Annotated in this window: 16 protein-coding genes; 4 read left to right on the plus strand and 12 right to left on the minus strand. The window is 70.6% G+C overall.

Translation table 11 applies throughout. The features are described from left to right. Positions 1 to 7: 7 nt before the first annotated feature. Both ACR9E9_RS00905 and ACR9E9_RS00910 read right to left on the minus strand, forming a co-directional pair. Positions 8 to 1,309 (minus strand): mechanosensitive ion channel family protein, encoded by a 1,302-nt coding sequence (locus ACR9E9_RS00905; RefSeq protein ID WP_435200745.1) that lies wholly within the window; start codon positions 1,307 to 1,309, stop codon positions 8 to 10. Positions 1,310 to 1,370: 61 nt separating this feature from the next. Continuing rightward, the gene (locus ACR9E9_RS00910) at positions 1,371 to 2,414 is read right to left on the minus strand and encodes an FAD-dependent monooxygenase (RefSeq protein ID WP_435200747.1); all 1,044 of its coding nucleotides are present in this window, start codon (positions 2,412 to 2,414) and stop codon (positions 1,371 to 1,373) included. 134 nt (positions 2,415 to 2,548) lie between these two features. Between ACR9E9_RS00910 and ACR9E9_RS00915 the strand changes: the two genes are divergently transcribed. The 4 genes from ACR9E9_RS00915 (at position 2,549) to ACR9E9_RS00930 (ending at position 6,135) form a co-directional block, all read left to right on the plus strand. Then, positions 2,549 to 3,307 (plus strand): ceramidase domain-containing protein, encoded by a 759-nt coding sequence (locus tag ACR9E9_RS00915; RefSeq protein ID WP_435200749.1) that lies wholly within the window; start codon positions 2,549 to 2,551, stop codon positions 3,305 to 3,307. 70 nt (positions 3,308 to 3,377) lie between these two features. Continuing rightward, entirely contained in the window at positions 3,378 to 4,553 is a 1,176-nt protein-coding gene (locus ACR9E9_RS00920; RefSeq protein ID WP_435200751.1) for an acyl-CoA dehydrogenase family protein, read from the plus strand. Positions 4,554 to 4,556: 3 nt separating this feature from the next. Then, positions 4,557 to 5,645, plus strand: coding sequence for an acyl-CoA dehydrogenase family protein (locus ACR9E9_RS00925; RefSeq protein ID WP_435200753.1), 1,089 nt, complete (start codon positions 4,557 to 4,559; stop codon positions 5,643 to 5,645). Positions 5,646 to 5,700: 55 nt separating this feature from the next. Continuing rightward, positions 5,701 to 6,135, plus strand: coding sequence for a DUF1330 domain-containing protein (locus ACR9E9_RS00930; protein ID WP_435200755.1), 435 nt, complete (start codon positions 5,701 to 5,703; stop codon positions 6,133 to 6,135). Between the two features lie 67 nt (positions 6,136 to 6,202). On the opposite strand, the gene ACR9E9_RS00935 is transcribed toward ACR9E9_RS00930, so the two are convergent. The 10 genes from ACR9E9_RS00935 to ACR9E9_RS00980 form a co-directional block, all read right to left on the minus strand. Then, on the minus strand, positions 6,203 to 7,066 hold the full coding sequence (locus ACR9E9_RS00935) for an HpcH/HpaI aldolase/citrate lyase family protein (protein ID WP_435200757.1): 864 nt from the start codon (positions 7,064 to 7,066) through the stop codon (positions 6,203 to 6,205). Between the two features lie 62 nt (positions 7,067 to 7,128). Continuing rightward, positions 7,129 to 8,109, minus strand: a complete 981-nt coding sequence (locus tag ACR9E9_RS00940) for an NAD(P)H-dependent flavin oxidoreductase (RefSeq protein WP_435200759.1) — start codon at positions 8,107 to 8,109, stop codon at positions 7,129 to 7,131. 22 nt (positions 8,110 to 8,131) lie between these two features. Next, positions 8,132 to 8,917, minus strand: coding sequence for an enoyl-CoA hydratase/isomerase family protein (locus ACR9E9_RS00945; protein ID WP_435200761.1), 786 nt, complete (start codon positions 8,915 to 8,917; stop codon positions 8,132 to 8,134). A gap of 93 nt (positions 8,918 to 9,010) precedes the next feature. Beyond that, entirely contained in the window at positions 9,011 to 9,871 is an 861-nt protein-coding gene (locus tag ACR9E9_RS00950) for a mesaconyl-C4 CoA hydratase (RefSeq protein WP_435200763.1), read from the minus strand. Then, positions 9,868 to 11,052 carry an acyl-CoA dehydrogenase family protein gene (locus ACR9E9_RS00955; RefSeq protein ID WP_435200765.1) on the minus strand — a complete coding sequence of 395 codons (1,185 nt, stop codon included), beginning with the start codon at positions 11,050 to 11,052 and terminating at the stop codon, positions 9,868 to 9,870. The genes ACR9E9_RS00950 and ACR9E9_RS00955 overlap by 4 nt, the downstream gene beginning before the upstream one ends. Positions 11,053 to 11,069: 17 nt before the next feature. Next, positions 11,070 to 11,528 carry a MaoC family dehydratase gene (locus ACR9E9_RS00960; RefSeq protein WP_435200767.1) on the minus strand — a complete coding sequence of 153 codons (459 nt, stop codon included), beginning with the start codon at positions 11,526 to 11,528 and terminating at the stop codon, positions 11,070 to 11,072. Then, positions 11,525 to 12,751 (minus strand): acetyl-CoA C-acetyltransferase, encoded by a 1,227-nt coding sequence (locus ACR9E9_RS00965; protein WP_435200769.1) that lies wholly within the window; start codon positions 12,749 to 12,751, stop codon positions 11,525 to 11,527. Before ACR9E9_RS00965 ends, ACR9E9_RS00960 begins: the two co-directional genes overlap by 4 nt. A gap of 59 nt (positions 12,752 to 12,810) precedes the next feature. Then, positions 12,811 to 13,545, minus strand: a complete 735-nt coding sequence (gene fabG / locus ACR9E9_RS00970) for a 3-oxoacyl-ACP reductase FabG (RefSeq protein ID WP_435200771.1) — start codon at positions 13,543 to 13,545, stop codon at positions 12,811 to 12,813. Beyond that, entirely contained in the window at positions 13,542 to 14,768 is a 1,227-nt protein-coding gene (locus tag ACR9E9_RS00975; RefSeq protein ID WP_435200773.1) for a CoA transferase, read from the minus strand. The genes fabG and ACR9E9_RS00975 overlap by 4 nt, the downstream gene beginning before the upstream one ends. After that, entirely contained in the window at positions 14,765 to 15,913 is a 1,149-nt protein-coding gene (locus ACR9E9_RS00980) for an acyl-CoA dehydrogenase family protein (RefSeq protein ID WP_435200775.1), read from the minus strand. The genes ACR9E9_RS00975 and ACR9E9_RS00980 overlap by 4 nt, the downstream gene beginning before the upstream one ends. Positions 15,914 to 15,928 lie beyond the last annotated feature (15 nt).

The raw sequence follows: 15,928 nt of genomic DNA on the forward strand, positions 1-15,928 counted from the left end.
TGACACGCTAGTCGCTGGATGGCCCCGCGAGCTCCACCGCAGGCGTCGAGATGATGACCTCGTGCTCGGTGAACTTGTCGAGGATGCTGCGATACGTGGCACTGCGCACATTGCCCAGACCGTGGTCCGGGTCGGTGATCCAGAATCGCAGCTCGTGGGAGACGCCGTTGTCGGACACGGCCGTGATGCGTACCCGGGGAGCCGGCTCGGCAAGCACCCGTTGCTGTTCGGTCGCGGCATCGACCATGAGCCGCTGCACCAGGTCGTAGTCGCTGCCGATCGCCACGCTGATCGCCATGCGCAACCGCACACGGCGCTGCTCGTACCCCCAGTTCTCCACTCGCTGCGTCATCAGGGTCTCGTTCGGGATGAGGTGGACCTTGCCATCACGGGTGAGGACGGACACGGCGCGCGTGCCCACCTTCGTGACCTCTCCGGCGACATCGGTGGCGTCGATGACGATCGTGTCCCCCGGCTTGACCGAGCGGTCCCACAGCAGCACCATCCCGGACACGAAGTTCGACACGACCTTCTGGAGACCGAACCCCAGACCCACACCGAGCGTGCCGGAGAAGATCGACAGCGCGGCGGTGTCGATCCCTGCCAGGTCGACGGCCACGAACAACGCCACGACAGCGAGCGCGATCGTCGTCAGCTTCTCGGCCAGCTCGCGTTCCGACGCGTCCAGGTCGGTTCGTGACCGGATCACCGTGCGAGCCAGACGAGCGAGCACCCTGACCGCCGCGTACAGGACGAGCGCCCCCAGGGCGAGGTTCATCAACCCCAACATCGAGACGTCCGCGAAGCCGAGGGAGAAGGAGATCGAGTCGAGCGACTCCCCGACCACGTCCAAGCGTTCATAGCGGTTGGAGATCGTGACTGCGGCCACGATGACCGCTGCCGCTCGCGCCACCGACCTGGACCCGAAGACACCCACCACGAGGTAGTAGGCGGCCGCTCCCGCGGTGAGAGTGATCGCGAGGTCGAAGAACACCTCCGAGTACGGCGGCCAGTCCCCCACGGCCGCAACGATCGACACGGCGACCGCAGCCACCGTCTGTCCGAGCCCCTTCGCCGTGCGTGCGCTGTCCAGCTGGTGCTCGTGGCGTTCGGGAGCGAGCGTGTCCGCGACCGCGTCGAGCCGGGTGCGAATCGACCGCCACGCGAGCCAGCCGGCAGCGACGCTGACGACGCTGATCGCGACCGCTGCCGCCAAGGGGGCCATCTCCGTCTCCTGCAGCGCAGGGAGACCGAGGAAATCGCCCACCGGGTCCGCTACGACGGTGAGATCATCCGTGATCGCCCTCATGGCACGAGATCGTCCCACAGCGACGACGGCAGCCTGTCGATCGAGCTCACCTCGCCGCTGCTCATCCCCGGGTCGGTGGCGACTCCCTTGATGGCAGACCCCGCAGCACCCGGTCTCGCACCGGCGCGGCCCGGCGGGAGGTCGCGGTACGCATCGCGAGCGAGGCGGTGACGCGCAGCCCCTGACCGACGAGGTGGCGGCGCCGCTCGAAGGCGGGAGGTCCGCCCTTCGTACCGTCGCGGTGGATCATCCGGGCGAGGACGACGGCATCGCGGATGGCCTCGTTCGCCCCGCGCCCGAGGTTGGGGGTCATCGCGTGGGCGGCATCGCCGATGAGGACGAGACGCTCGCCGACGATCCGGCGCAGCGGCGGCGCGACGAGGATCCGCTGGGCGTCGGCCGATCCGCCCGCGGCCGTGAGGACCTCGCCCGGGTACGGGTCCCAGTCGCGGAACCGGGCGGCGGCCAGCGCGAGCACCTCGTCGCGGTCGACGACCGGCCGACGGTCGTCACTGCGCACGGCAGCGAACCACGCCGTCCCTTCCGGCCCGGGAGTCACCCCGAAGAGCCCGCCCGGTCCCCACCACTCGCTCGTCACCTCGTGCGGGCGAGGCAGGTGTCCGCGCAGGGCGACCCAGTCGGTGACCACCGGGTCGGCCCCGGGGAAGGCCGCGCGACGACAGACCGAGCGGACCCCGTCGGCCCCGACGACGAGGTCGGCGCCGAGCTCCGCGGCGAGGGATCGAGGGTCGCTCACCTGGCGGATCTGGCGCTCGACCGTGTCCGGCACCGCCGCCTCGAGGGCGGCGATGAGCGCCGCCCGTGGGGTGAACTGCAGATGGACCCGCTGTCGGGTGAGCACCCGACCGCGCGCGTCGCGCAGGGCCACCACCTCCTCGGGGAAGCCCGCCGCCCGCACCTGCTCGCCGACGCCGACCTCGTCGAGGGCGGTCAACGCTCCGCGCCACAGCGCGAGCAGCGTGCCACCCCCGGCCCGGTCGGGACGCTCCTCGACGAGGGTGACCCGCACCCTCCGCGGGTCGAGCGCGGCCGCCAGGGCGAGGCCGGCGACCGAGCCCCCGATGACGAGGACGTGGTCGGTCATGGGGAGGTCCTCTCGTGCACGGGGTCCATGACCTCCATCTTCCCCTTCGGCAACGTCGACGGACCGGGCTCGTGTGCGACGCTGCCCGTGTGCACCAGCGGCCCGCGCTCCCGACGAGGATGTCTCGGCACCCGGTGACCTGCGTCGCGGCCGTCAGCCTCGTGGCGTGGGCGGTGCTGGTGCTGGCTGCCTGGCAGGGGTGGCTGGGAGCACCGGTGGGGCGGGGTGCGGGGTTCTGCGAGGCCACTCGCTCCGGCGTGATCAAGCAGCCCGTCAACGCCGCGAGCAACCTGGGCTTCACCGTGGCCGCACTGGCCATCGCGCTGCGGACGAGCAGGTCGACGACGGGTCCGCGCACGGCCATGACCTCCTTCGCGGTCGTGGTGGCGCTGCTCGGGCCGGGCAGCGCAGCGATGCACGCCACCGAGACCGCTGTCGGCGGCCACCTCGACCTGCTGAGCATGTACCTGTTGGCCTCGTTCACGGCCGCCTACGCGCTCGTGCGCGCAGGGTGGCTGACCACCCGGCACGGCGGGTGGCTCTTCGTCGTCCTCGTGGTCGTGTGCGAGGCGATCGGGGCCCTCCCGATCTCGCTGCCGGTGATCATGCACCCCGGCAATGCGGCCTTCGCGGCACTGCTGCTGACCACCATCGCCCTCGAGCTCGTGATGGTCCGTCGGGGGTGGACCGAGTGGCCCTGGGGAGCAGCGTCGGTGGGCACGCTCCTACTGGCGTTCACGGTGTGGAACCTCGCCAAGGACGGATCGGCCTGGTGCTCACCGGGCTCGATCATCCAAGGGCACGGCATCTGGCACCTGCTCGACGCCCTCGCCGCCTACTTCCTGGCTCGGCACTACCTGGCTGCGGGTCCGGCTCCCCGGGGGCCAGCCTGATCCGCGGCATCGCGATCCGGTCCCACTGGACGGGTGTTCAGGGGCCGCCTCCCCGGCTAGGTTGGCCCTCATGCACTTGCGCCTCTCATCGGACGATGCCGCGTTCCAGCAACGGATGCGGGAGTACTTCACGACAGAGTTTCCTGCGGACCTGCGGGAGAAGGTGGCGGCCGGGGGACAGCTGACTCCCGAGGACATCCGCCGGAGTCAGGCGACGCTGGCCGAGGCGGGGCTGGCTGTCCCGGGGTGGCCGACGCAGTGGGGTGGTCAGGACTGGACCGACCTGCAGAAGCACATCTGGAACAGTGAGCTCCAGGCGGCCGCGGTGCCACCGCCGTTGCCCTTCAACACCTCGATGGTCGGACCGGTGATCGCGACCTTCGGGTCCGAGGAGCTCAAGCAGCGGTTCCTGCCGAAGACGGCGACCGCCGAGATCTGGTGGTGTCAGGGCTTCTCCGAGCCGGGCGCCGGCTCCGATCTGGCCTCGCTGCGCACGAGCGCGGTGCGCGAGGGCGATGAGTACGTGGTCAACGGGCAGAAGACGTGGACCACCCTGGGCCAGCACGCCGACTGGATGTTCGCGCTGGTGCGCACCGACCCGGACGCACCCAAGAAGCAGGCCGGGATCTCCTTCCTGCTGCTCGACATGCGCAGCGAGGGCGTGACCGTACGACCGATCCGCACCCTCGATGGTGGCGTCGAGGTCAACGAGGTCTTCTTCGACGAGGTCCGTGTCCCGGCCGAGCAACTCGTCGGCGAGGAGAACCGCGGCTGGGACTACGCGAAGTTCCTCCTGGGCAACGAGCGCGTCGGCGTGGCGAACACCGGCCTGATCAAGCGATGGCTGGCCGAGCTGAAGGAGCACGCGCAGCAGGTGCGCCTCGGCGAGGGGAGCCTGTTGGACGACCCGGCCACCGCTGCGCGCTTCGTCGAGCTGGAGGCGCGCCTGATGGCGATCGAGCTGACCGTCGTGCGGGTGTCCGGAGGCTCCGAGGACGGGCGCCCCAACCCGGCCTCCTCGATCCTGAAGCTGTGCGGCTCCGAGCTGCAGCAGGAGGTCCTCGAGCTCGCCGTCGACATCAGCGGCCCCATGGCATCGGTGTGGGATGCGCTGGAGTCGGTCCCCGACTGGGCCGCGCACAGCCTCCCGTCCTACCTCAACTACCGCAAGGCGACGATCTACGGCGGATCCAGCGAGGTCCAGCGCGGCATCGTCGCGGCGACCATCCTCGGACTGAAGGGCTGACCCATGGACTTCACCCCCACCGACGAGCAGCAGTCACTCGCCGAGGCCGTGCGCGGCACCCTGCGCCGCCACGGCTCCCCCGCCGCCGAGCGCGGCGACTCGGCGGCTCCGAGCGCCCACGACGAGAGGCTGTGGAAGAGCCTCGTCGAGACCGGCGTGCCCGGCCTGGCCTGGTCCGAGGAGGACGGTGGCATCGGTGCCGGCATCACCGACCTCGCCGCCGCCGCAACCGAGATCGGCCGCGCCCGCACCCAGGTCCCGCTCGCCGAGACCGTGGTCGCCGGCGCCCTGGTCCAAGCGCTCGGCTCGACCGAGCTGCGCCAGCAGATCCTCGGCGGTCTGACCGAAGGGGGGATCCTCCCGATCCCTGCCCTGGCCGAACCCCTTCGCGCCTGGTCCCCCACCCCGACCGACGTCACCGCCACCGGCTCGGACGGAGCGTGGACCCTCACCGGTACCAAGGCACCGGTGCGCTACGCCCCGGACGCCACCCACCTCATCGTCAGCGCCGCGACCGACTCGGGAACCGGCATCTTCCTGCTCGACTCCCCTGATGCGACGTCCGAGCAGGTCGTGCTCGACGCCACCCCGGCGACCCTCCTCGCGAACGGCGAACAGGCCGAGCAGGCGCTTCGCGAGGCACTGGCCCTCGGCGGCGTGGTCCTGTGCGCCGAGGCCGTCGGCGCGATGGAAGAAGCCCTGGACCTGACGACGGAGTACCTCAAGACGCGGACCCAGTTCGGTCGACCGCTGGCCGCCTTCCAGTCACTCAGCCACCGAGCCGCCGACATGTACGCCCAGCTCGAGCTCGCCCGCAGCGCCGCGCTGTACGCCGCGATGGTCGCCGACGAGCACCCGCTCGACCTCGACGCCATCCTGCGCGCACGCGTGGTCGTCGACTCCGCCGCACGACTCGTCGGACACGAAGCCATCCAGATGCACGGCGGCATCGGCGTCACCGCCGAGCACCCCGTCGGCCACCTCACCGCCCGCCTGACCACCATCACCCACACCTGGGGCGACCGCCGCTCACACCTCTCCGAGCTCGCCACGCGCCTCACCGACCACGGCGACGTCACGATCCTCGGATGACTCGCCCTGGTGGCACAGCGACAGCCGTTCAGCGACACACTCAGGAGGCGCGATCATGACCGAGGGCCACATCGATCCGAGCAGGGACGCCTTCGAGCAGTTCAAGTCGCTCCCGCGGGACGAGCCCATCCAGATGCTCAACCTGGTCCGGTACCGGGACACGGCGAGCTACCCGGCAGATCACGAGAACGCCGGGAAGGGGTGGAGCGGGGCCGATGCCTATCGTGAGTACGGCAGGACCAGCGGGCCCGTCCTGCAGCGGGTCGGCGGACACATCATCTGGCGCGGGCGGCCCCAGGTGACGTTGACCGGACCGTCCGAGGAGCGCTGGGACGCCGGCTTCATCGCCGAGTACCCGAGCGCCGCAGCCTTCTTCGAGATGATCACCGACGAGGACTACAAGGCGGCGGTGATCAATCGCACGGCCGCCGTGGCCGACAGTCGTCTGGTGAGGTTCGGCAAGAGCGAAGGCGGGTCGGGCTTCGCCTGATCCGACCCCCCCGGCTCCCCCGTGACGGCGATGCGGACCAGAGTCCGCCCCGCCTCGGAGCCCACGGTCATGGCCGCCGGCGGGACATCTCGACGATGCGTCGGGCCCGGTCGACCACGGGCCTGTCGATCATCGCGCCGTCGAGGGTGGCGGCACCCGGCCCGGCATCGGCCACGACCTCGAGGACTCGGCCTGCCCACGCCACGTCATCCTCGCTCGGCAGGAAGCCGTCGCCGACTGTCCCGACCTGGCGAGGGTGGATGCACAGCTTGCCGCCGAAACCGAGGCGCGCCGAGTGTGCGGCATCGGCCGCGATGACCTCCTGGTCGTCGATCGCCCCACTGACACCGTCGACCGGGGCGGGCAGACCAGCTGCAGCAGAGGCGACGACGACGGCGGTGCGCATCGGCGCGAGCGCCCAGTGGTCGTCCCGGTGGATGCCGAGCTGCGCCGCAAAGTCGAAGTTGCCGAAGGCGAGCCGACAGACCCCGGGTAGTGCCGCGACCCGAGGTGCGGAAAGCACCCCTGCCGCCGTCTCGACGAGTGCCAGGACGCCACCTGCGGGACGCAGGCGGGAAGCCACGCCGGCCACCTCGCCCGCCGAGTCGGCCTTCGGCAGGAAGAGCACGTCGACGACCTCGGCGAGCGCGTCGAGATCATCGGCGTGCCAGGGCGTGCCGACGGCGTTGACCCGGACGATCCCGGGGTGTCCGTCAGCGAACCACCGCAGCGCCGATTCCCGGGCGAGGTCCTTCTCACCCGGCGCGACGGCGTCCTCGAGGTCGACCACGATCACGTCGGCTCCAGAGGCGGCCGCCTTGGCGTACCGCTCCGGCCGGTTGCCCGGCACGAAGAGGAGGGTGCGGGCCGCCACGACGTCGGTCACCGTCGTGGCCCCATCACCCGCGGGGGGCGGGTCGGTCCGGCTCATCCCATCCGTGCCCTTCGTCGGTTGCGGCGCCCGCCCGGCATCACTCATCGGCTGGATGCCGCTCAGTGCGTGACGAGGCCGCTGAGGCGGGAGTCGATGGTCTCGACGGCTGCGGTGATGGTGCGTCCGACGAGCTCGGCGACGGTCGGGATGTCGTTGATCAGGCCCTGGACCTGACCGACGCTCCAGATCCCCGCGTCGAGGTCGCCGGTCTCGTAGACACCCTTGCCGCGCTGGCCGGCGACGAGGTGGCGCACGTCCTCGAAGGCTGCGCCCTGGGAGAGCTGGGCCACGACCTCCCGGCTGACGGCGTTGCTGGCCACACGCGCGGTGTTGCGCAGCGGCCGGAAGATCAGCTCGGTGTCGAGCTCTGAGGCGGCGACGATGGCCTGCTTGACGTCCTCGTGGATGGGCGCCTCGACGGTGCACATGAAGCGAGTGCCCATGTTGATCCCGTCGGCGCCCAGCGCGAGGGCGGCGACCAGCCCGCGCGCGTCCCCGAGCCCTCCTGAGGCGATGAAGGGAATGGTCAGCTCGTCCGCGGCCCGGGGGATGAGGATGAGACCGGAGACATCGTCCTCACCCGGGTGGCCGGCGCACTCGAAGCCGTCGATGCTCACCGCATCGACACCGATCGACTGCGCCTTCAGCGCGTGCCTGACGCTCGTGCACTTGTGGATGATCTTCACCCCCGCCGGCCGCAGCGCCTCGACGTGCTCGACCGGCAGGTTGCCGGCGGTCTCGACGATCCGCACACCACCCTCGACGATCGCCTGCCGGTACTCGGCATAGGGCGGCGGGTTGATCGCCGGAAGGATCGTCAGGTTCACACCGAAGGGCTTGTCGGTCAGCTCCCGGGTGCGTGCGATCTCCGCCGCCAGGTCCTCGGGTGTCGGCTGCGTCAACGCGGTGATCATGCCAAGAGCACCGGAATTGGCCACGGCCGCCACGAGCTCGGCGCGGCCCACCCACTGCATGCCGCCCTGGACGATGGGGTGCTCGACGCCGAAGGCCTCGGTGAATCGGGTACTGATCTTGGGCACGTGTCTCTCCTGGGTCGTGTGGTCACAGCTGCCAGCGGCCCTCGAAGACGGGGTCCGTCTTGTCGAGGAAGGCCTGCATGGCAGCGGGGGCATCGGTGGCGAAGTTGATCAGCTGGGAGCGCGCCTCGGAGTCCAGCGCCTCACGCAGCCCGTGGTTGCTCCCCTCGTGGAGCATGCTCTTGTTCAGGGCCATGGCCGTGGGCGGGCCGGCAGCCAGACGAGCCGCGAGATCATCGACGAAGACATCGATCTCCTCCCCGGGACGCACCCAGGTGACCATGCCGATGCGCTCGGCCTCCGCCGCGTCGATGACCTCACCCAGCAGCGCCAACCGCTTGGCCTGCTGGAGCCCGACGATCCGCGGCAACAGCCAGGACCCACCGAAGTCCAGTGACAACCCGCGCCGGACGAAGATCTGGGAGAAGCGCGACCGCGGCGTCGCGACCACGAGGTCGCACCCGAGCGCGAGATTGCACCCCGCACCAACCGCGACCCCATCGACCCGCGCGACGACCGGCTTGGGCATCTCGTACAGCGCGACCGCAAGATCCGAGAAGTCACCCATCCGCGTCAACGGATGACGGGGGTCGGGAGGTCCTCCCAGGTCGGCCCCGGCGCAGAACTCCCCACCCGCACCCGTGAGGACCACCGCCCGAACCACGGGATCCTCACGGACCTCACGCACGACCTCACCCAGGCGCGCCCACGACGCGGTCGTCATGGCGTTCTTGCGTGAAGGCCGATTGAGGGTGATCGTCGCGACCCCCTCACCGACATCCAAGAGCACCTCGTCACGCACCTCGAGCATCGCGGTCTCCCTATCCCTCACCATCGGTCCCTCATCGTCGTCTTCAGGCCGTCCGCGGCGTGTCGCCACGTCCCACACACCTCGCCATCCTCATCACACCACGGGCTCCACCGCCGAGTGACTGGCCGTCGCGGTCGTCCGGCCGTGGACGTCGAGGAGCGCCAGCTCCCCCTTCGTCCCCCCGGGATCGGCGACAGCCGTGAGGACCTGGGTACCGACGGCGGGACCGACGAGCCGGTAGTCGAAGCGGCGCCCGAGGAGCCCCCCACCATGGCGCCGGACGTGCTCGCCCATGAGGAGGGCCTGGAGCGGCCCGTGGACGACGAGACCGTCGTAGCCCTCGACGCCGCACCACCCGGGGTCGTAGTGGATCCGGTGGGCGTTGTACGTCAGCGCCGAGAAGCGCATGAGCGCCACCTCGTCGGCCACCAGTCGCACCGCGGGCCCGTCGACGGGCGGGGGCGGCGCAGCGAGAGAACCGACGGGCACGAGGGTGGGGGACCCCGCCCGCCGGTAGACGATGTCGTTGTCCTCACGGATCGCGACCTGGCCGTCCTGTGAGACCTCGGTGCGGACGGAGACGAATCGTAGGGTCCCCGACCTCCCCTCGACGACACGCTCACCGGTGACCCAGGTCCGTCGCCGCGCCTCGGTGGACAGGCGCACAGGGCGAAGGGTGTCGACCCGTCCTCCGGCGAACATCCGCTTCAGGCCCTTCCCCGGCGGTGCGGGCACCCCGGTCACCGGGTGCCCGTCCGCGCCGATCCGGGAGGCCGGAGGCCTCTCGAGGAGGTACACCCAGTGCCAGAGCGGGGGCAGCGTGCCGTCGGAGACGACCTCGTGCTCGAGATCGAGCAGGCCCGCGAGAGCAACAGCGGGCCCGGGGTCGAGGAGGGCGGTGACCTCTGAGCGGTCGGTCGCGGGGACGTCCTCGAAGGAGGGCGTCGTGGTCACGGCGTCACCGAGTTGCGGCGGACGAGCTGCGAGGCGATGACGTTGCGCTGGATCTCGTTGGTCCCCTCGCCGACGATCATCAGCGGGGCATCGCGGAAGTATCGCTCGACGTCGAACTCCGCCGAGTATCCGTACCCACCGTGGATCCGGACCGCATCGAGCGCGATCTCCATGCCGACCTCGGAGGCGAAGAGCTTGGCCATGCCGGCCTCCATGTCCGAACGCCTCCCGCTGTCGTACGTTCGCGCGGCGTGGAGCGTCAGCTGGCGTGCCGCGGTGAGCTTGGTGACCATGTCGGCGAGGTAGTTGCCGATGCTCTGGTGCTTCCAGATCGGCTTCCCGAAGGACTCCCGGTCCTGCGCGTACTGCAGGGCGTCCTCGAGAGCTGCCCGGCCGACGCCGAGAGCACGCGCGGCCACCTGCAGCCGTCCGACCTCGAGCCCACGCATCATCTGGGCGAAACCGGCCCCCTCGGCACCGCCGAGAACCTGGGTACTGCTGATGCGCATGTCCTCGAAGACGAGCTCGCACGACTCGACGCCCTTGTAGCCGAGCTTCGGCAGATCCCGCGAGACGGTGAGCCCTCCCCCACCATCCGGGTCGCCGCCGAGCTGCTCCTTGTCGACGAGGACGATGGAGATCCCGTGGTGGGCCGGCTCCGCGTCCGGGTCGGTCTTGCACAGCAGGGCGATGAGCGAGGACTTCCGGGCGTTGGAGATCCACGTCTTGCTGCCGTTGACGACGAGGTCGTCGCCGTCATGGCGGGCGAGCGTGCGCATCGCCTGGAGGTCGGAGCCCCCACCCGGCTCGGTGAGAGCCATCGTGGCCCGCACCTCGCCGGTCGCCATGCGCGGCAGGTAGTGGTCCTTCTGCTCCTGGGTCCCGTAGTCCTGGAGGAGCTTGGCGACGACGGTGTGGCCGCCCATCGCTCCCGCGAGACTCATCCAGCCGCGCGACAGCTCCTCGGTGACGAGGACGTAGCAGGGCGCGCTGACCTTGCCCGGGCCCCAGGGCTCGTCGATGGCCAGACCAAAGATGCCGATCTCCTTCATCGTCTCGATGAAGGACTCCGGGTACTCGTTGGCGTGCTCGATCTCGCGGACGGTCGGCCGCACCTTCTCGTCAACGAATGCGCGGACGATCTTGACGATCTCGCGTTCTTCGGCGTTGAGGTCCTCCATGCTGGTTTCCCTATCTCTCAGCCGGTGACGAGGGTGATCTGCTGCGCGATGACCGCCGGCCGCTCCACACCCTCGATCTCTATGACATAGCGGGTGATGATCTGAGTCCCCTTGGGCAGGTCGGTGACCTGCTCGAAGGTGGCCGTCGCCCGCACCCGCGAACCCACGGGCACGGGGTTGGTGAAGCGCACGCTGTCCAGCCCGTAGTTGAGACGGGCCCCGCCGAACTCGAGCGTGAAGAGCTGCGCGCCGAAGGACGGCACCATCGAGAGCGTGAGGAACCCGTGGGCGATCGTGCGGCCGAACGGGCCCTCCTTCGCCCGCTCGGCGTCGACGTGGATCCACTGGTGGTCGCCGGTGGCGTCAGCGAAGGTGTCGATCTGCGCCTGGGTCACCTCGACCCACTCCGAGGTGCCGACCTCCTGCCCGACGAGGGACTTCAGCTCCTCGAGGCTGTCGATCTGCCGGGGGCTCATGCGCCCACCCGCTCGAAGATCGCGGCCAGGCCTTGTCCGCCGCCGATGCACATCGTCACGAGGCCGTAGCGCCCGTCGCGGCGGTGCAGCTCACGGGCGAGCGCGCCGGTCATCCGTCCTCCGGTGGCGCCCACCGGGTGACCGAGCGAGATCCCGGACCCGTGGACGTTGGTGCGCTCGTGGTCGGCCTCGGTGAACTTCCACTCGCGCATCACGGCGAGTGCCTGCGCGGCGAAGGCCTCGTTGAGCTCGATGACGTCGAGGTCGGCCAGGGTGAGGCCCGCGATGTCGAGCGCCTTCTTGGTGGCCGGCACCGGCCCGATGCCCATGACCTTCGGCTCGACCCCCGCGACGGCCCACGACTTCAGGCGCATCATCGGGCGCAGGCCCTGCGCCTCGGCCGTGGCCCGGTCGGCGACGACCGCGAAGGCGGCCGCATCGTTCTGGCCGGAGGCATTGCCCGCGGTGACGGTCGCGTGCGGATCGGTCCTGCCCATGATCGGGCGGAGCTGGGCGAGGGACTCCCGCGAGGCGTCGTGCCGGATGTGCTCGTCGGTGTCGACGAGGAGGTCCTCACCCTTGCGCTGGGGGACCCGCAGCGGGACGATCTCATCCGCCAGGAGACCGTCACGCTGGGCCGCCCCTGCCCGCTGGTGGGACTGAGCGGCGAGGGCGTCCTGCTCCTCACGTGAGATGGAGTACCGGGCGCGCAGGTTCTCCGCGGTCTCGATCATCCCGCCGGCCACGGGATGGTGGACGCCGCCGGCGGTCTCGCGGCCGCGGCCCAGCATGTCGTGCATCCGCACGCCCGCGCCCTTCGCGCCCCATCGCATGTCGAGGGAGTAGAAGGCGGCATTGCTCATCGACTCGACGCCACCCGCGACGACGCAGCTGTTGGCGCCGGTGATGACCTGCATGACGCCCTGGATGATCGCCTGGAGGCCGGAGCCGCAGCGGCGGTCGAGCTGCATGCCGGTGGTCGTGATCGGCAGGCCGGCGTCGAGGGCGACGACGCGACCGATGGCCGGCGCCTCACTGTTGGCGTAGCAGTGGCCGAGGATGACGTCCTCGATCGCCGCCGGGTCGATACCGGTCCGCTCGACGAGGCCGGTCATGAGCTGGGTACCGATCTCGGCAGCCAGCAGCGGCCGCATGGATCCGCCGAAGGCACCGACGGCGGTGCGGTAGGGGGCGCAGACGACGACGTCCTGAGGGTCTCGCATGGTCTTCTCCTGGTGCTCTGTGGGCTGGATGACGAAGGGGGGTGACGGCCGGTCGGAGGTCACATGAAGCGACCGCCGGTGACCTCGAGCACCGTCCCGGTCATGTACGACGAGAGGTCGCTCGCGAGGAAGAGCGCGACGGAGGCGACCTCCCGGGGTTCGCCGGCGCGCTGCATGGGGATCTCGACCATCTTCTGGTCCCAGGCCTTCTGGGGCATGGCCTCGGTCATGGCCGAGCGGATCAGGCCGGGCTGGATCGCGTTGACCCGCACCCCGTGGTGGGCCATCTCCTTGGCCGCTGCCTTGGACATGCCGATGATGCCTGCCTTCGCGGCCGAGTAGTTCGTCTGGCCGACCATGCCGACCTTCCCCGACAGCGAGGAGACGTTGACGATGGTGCCGGTCTTCTGCTCGCGCATCACGGCGGAGGCGAGTCGGGTGCCGTTCCAGCACCCCTTGAGGTGCACGGAGATCACCTGGTCGAAGGCGTCCTCGTCCATGGTGCGCATCGTCGCGTCACGGGTGATGCCGGCGTTGTTGACGAAGACGTCGAGGCTGCCCCAGGCGGCCCGCGCCGCGTCGATGAGCGCCTGCACCTGGTCCGACTCGACGACGTCGCAGGCCAGACCGAGCGCGTCACCCTCGAGGGAGGCCGCCGCCGCCTCGGCGCGGGCACCGTCGAGATCGCCGATGACGACCTTGGCCCCCGCCCTGATGAACTCCTCGGCCATCGCGAGACCGAGGCCCTGCGCGCCGCCGGTGATCACGGCCACCTTGTCCTTGAGCAGAGTCATGCTGTCCTCCTGTTGGTGTCGGGCGAGTCGCGGATGCGCGACTGCACCTGTGCGGTGTCGTGGGCCTCGTCCCGGTGCTCGGCCAGGACGTCGTCCGTGTGCTCGCCGACGCGCGGGGCGCGCTGCGGTGCGCGCCGCTGCTCGTCGAAGACGAGCGGAGAGCCAGGGGCGAGGTGACGCCCGATGCCGGGCTGGTCCACCTCGGCGAAGAGGGGGTTCTCGCCGAGGTGCTCGGCGGCCTCGTCGAAGGTGCGGTAGGCCGACCACAGGATGCGGCGACCGTCGAGGGCGGCGGTCAGTCCCTCGAGGTCCTGCCGTCGGAACCACGGCTCGAGGAGCGCGCTGATGACCTCGCGGTGGGCGTAGCGCACCTGCTCGTCATCGAGGTCGATGTCCAGTGCCCGCTCCAGACCGGCGACCGCCTCGCCGAGCCCGGCGACCTCGAGCACGCAGTGCCAGTGCCGGGTGGTGAGGACGACCAGCATGATCCGGTGCCCGTCGGCCAGCTCGAAGTCGCGCCCATAGGTGCCGTAGACGTGGTTGCCGTCGGCGGCCCGTCCGACCCGCTCGAACTGGGCCTGCGACAGGACGCCGAGGTTGCCGGCCGTCGCGAGCGCGACGTCCTCGAGGGCGAGGGTGATGCCGCTCCCCCGCCCGGTCTCCCTTCGCCCGTGCAGGGCGGCGAGGACTCCGGTGGCGAGGTACAGCCCGGCGGCGACGTCCCAGGCGGGCAGCACGTGGTTGACGGGCACGGCGTGGCCCTGCGGGCCGGTGACCTGCGGAAATCCGGCACGCGCCTGCGCGAGGTAGTCGACGGAGGGGGCACCGGTCCACGTGCCGCTGAGCCGGATGTGCACGAGGGCGGGGTTGCGCTCGCGCAGCGCCTGCGCGGTCACCGCGCCGGAGTACGGGGCATTGGCGATGACGACATCGGCCGCCGTGGCCAGGTCGGAGACGACCTCCCGGCCCTGATCCGTCGACAGGTCGACGGCGATGGCCCGCTTGCCCTTGTTCAGCCCCGTCCAGTAATAGCTCGTGCCGCCGTCGGCCATCGGCAGACGGGTCCGGTCGGGGGCGCCCCCCGGGGGCTCGACGCGGATCACGTCCGCGCCCAGCTGCGCGAGGGTGAGACCGCACAGCGGGGTGGCGACATAGCTCGAGAGCTCGAGGACACGCACGCCGTCCAGCGGCAGGCCCCCGGTCGCCTCGGCGGGGAGGGTCATCGGCGGGCTCCACGCACCATCTGCTTGGCGATGATCGTGCGCTGGACCTCGCTCGTGCCCTCGTAGAGGCGGAAGAGGCGGGCGTCCCGGTAGAAGCGGGAGACCTTGACCTCCTGCATGTATCCGAGACCGCCGTGGACCTGGACCGCCCGGTCGGCGACCCGGTCGACCATCTCGGTGCAGTAGAGCTTGGCGCACGAGGGGGCCATCCGCACGTCGCTGCCGTCGTCGTAGGTGCGGGCCGCCTCGAGGACCATCGCGCGACCGGCATAGGCCTCGGTCTTGCTGTCGGCGAGCATCGCCTGGACGAGCTGGAAGTCGGCGATGGGAGCGCCACCCTGGGTCTGGGTCGTCGCGTGAGCCAAGGACTCCTCGACGAGTCGCTCCGCGAGTCCGACGCACAGGGCGCCGATGTGCAGGCGGCCCTTGGCGAGCGAACGCATCGCCGCGGCGAAGCCCTCACCCTCGATGCCGCCGATGAGCTCGTGCTCGCCCACGCGGACGTCGTCGAAGAAGACCTCGGCGGTGTGCGCGCCCTTCTGGCCCATCTTCGCGTCCGCGGGGCCGACGGACACGCCGTCGAGACCGGACTCGACGGCGAAGACGGAGATGCCCTTCGTGCCGTCGGAGACGTCACCGGTGCGGGCGAAGACCATGAAGACGTCAGCCTGCGGGGCGTTGGTGATGTAGCGCTTCTGGCCACTGATCCGGTACCCGTCTGCGTCCCTGACCGCCTTGGTGCGCAGGCCCGAGGGGTCCGAGCCGGCGTCCGGCTCGGTGAGCGCGAAGGAGGCGATGAGCTCACCGGCGGCGAGGCCCGGGAGGTACTTCTCCTTCTGCGCATCGGTGCCGAAGTTCACGAGCACCTGGCCGGCGATGCCGTTGTTCGTGCCGAACATCGACCGGAAGGCCGGGGCGGTGCGACCGACGACCATCGCGAGCCGGACCTCCTCGGACATGGTCAGGCCGAGGCCGCCGTACTCCTCGGGGAGGGCGTACCCGAAGAGTCCCATCGCCGCGGCGGCGGCACGGATGCGCTCCGGGATCTGGTCGGTCTCCTCGATCTCGTCCTCAGCAGGGACGACCTCCTTCTCGACGAAGGTGCGGACGGCGTCGAGGATGGACTCGAACTCGGAAGTCTCCATCAGCGGTTCCTCTTC

The organism is Janibacter sp. GS2 (genome assembly GCF_051200835.1).
Taxonomy (GTDB): Bacteria; Actinomycetota; Actinomycetes; order Actinomycetales; family Dermatophilaceae; genus Janibacter.

Excerpts from the sequence above, each read along its gene's own strand:
- ACR9E9_RS00905 (WP_435200745.1), bottom strand. The coding sequence starts at position 1,309 with ATGAGGGCGATCACGGATGATCTCACCGTCGTAGCGGACCCGGTGGGC.
- ACR9E9_RS00910 (WP_435200747.1), bottom strand. The coding sequence starts at position 2,414 with ATGACCGACCACGTCCTCGTCATCGGGGGCTCGGTCGCCGGCCTCGCC.
- ACR9E9_RS00920 (WP_435200751.1), top strand. The coding sequence starts at position 3,378 with ATGCACTTGCGCCTCTCATCGGACGATGCCGCGTTCCAGCAACGGATG.
- ACR9E9_RS00925 (WP_435200753.1), top strand. The coding sequence starts at position 4,557 with ATGGACTTCACCCCCACCGACGAGCAGCAGTCACTCGCCGAGGCCGTG.
- ACR9E9_RS00930 (WP_435200755.1), top strand. The coding sequence starts at position 5,701 with ATGACCGAGGGCCACATCGATCCGAGCAGGGACGCCTTCGAGCAGTTC.
- ACR9E9_RS00935 (WP_435200757.1), bottom strand. The coding sequence starts at position 7,066 with ATGAGCCGGACCGACCCGCCCCCCGCGGGTGATGGGGCCACGACGGTG.
- ACR9E9_RS00945 (WP_435200761.1), bottom strand. The coding sequence starts at position 8,917 with ATGCTCGAGGTGCGTGACGAGGTGCTCTTGGATGTCGGTGAGGGGGTC.
- ACR9E9_RS00955 (WP_435200765.1), bottom strand. The coding sequence starts at position 11,052 with ATGGAGGACCTCAACGCCGAAGAACGCGAGATCGTCAAGATCGTCCGC.
- ACR9E9_RS00960 (WP_435200767.1), bottom strand. The coding sequence starts at position 11,528 with ATGAGCCCCCGGCAGATCGACAGCCTCGAGGAGCTGAAGTCCCTCGTC.
- ACR9E9_RS00965 (WP_435200769.1), bottom strand. The coding sequence starts at position 12,751 with ATGCGAGACCCTCAGGACGTCGTCGTCTGCGCCCCCTACCGCACCGCC.
- fabG (WP_435200771.1), bottom strand. The coding sequence starts at position 13,545 with ATGACTCTGCTCAAGGACAAGGTGGCCGTGATCACCGGCGGCGCGCAG.
- ACR9E9_RS00975 (WP_435200773.1), bottom strand. The coding sequence starts at position 14,768 with ATGACCCTCCCCGCCGAGGCGACCGGGGGCCTGCCGCTGGACGGCGTG.
- ACR9E9_RS00980 (WP_435200775.1), bottom strand. The coding sequence starts at position 15,913 with ATGGAGACTTCCGAGTTCGAGTCCATCCTCGACGCCGTCCGCACCTTC.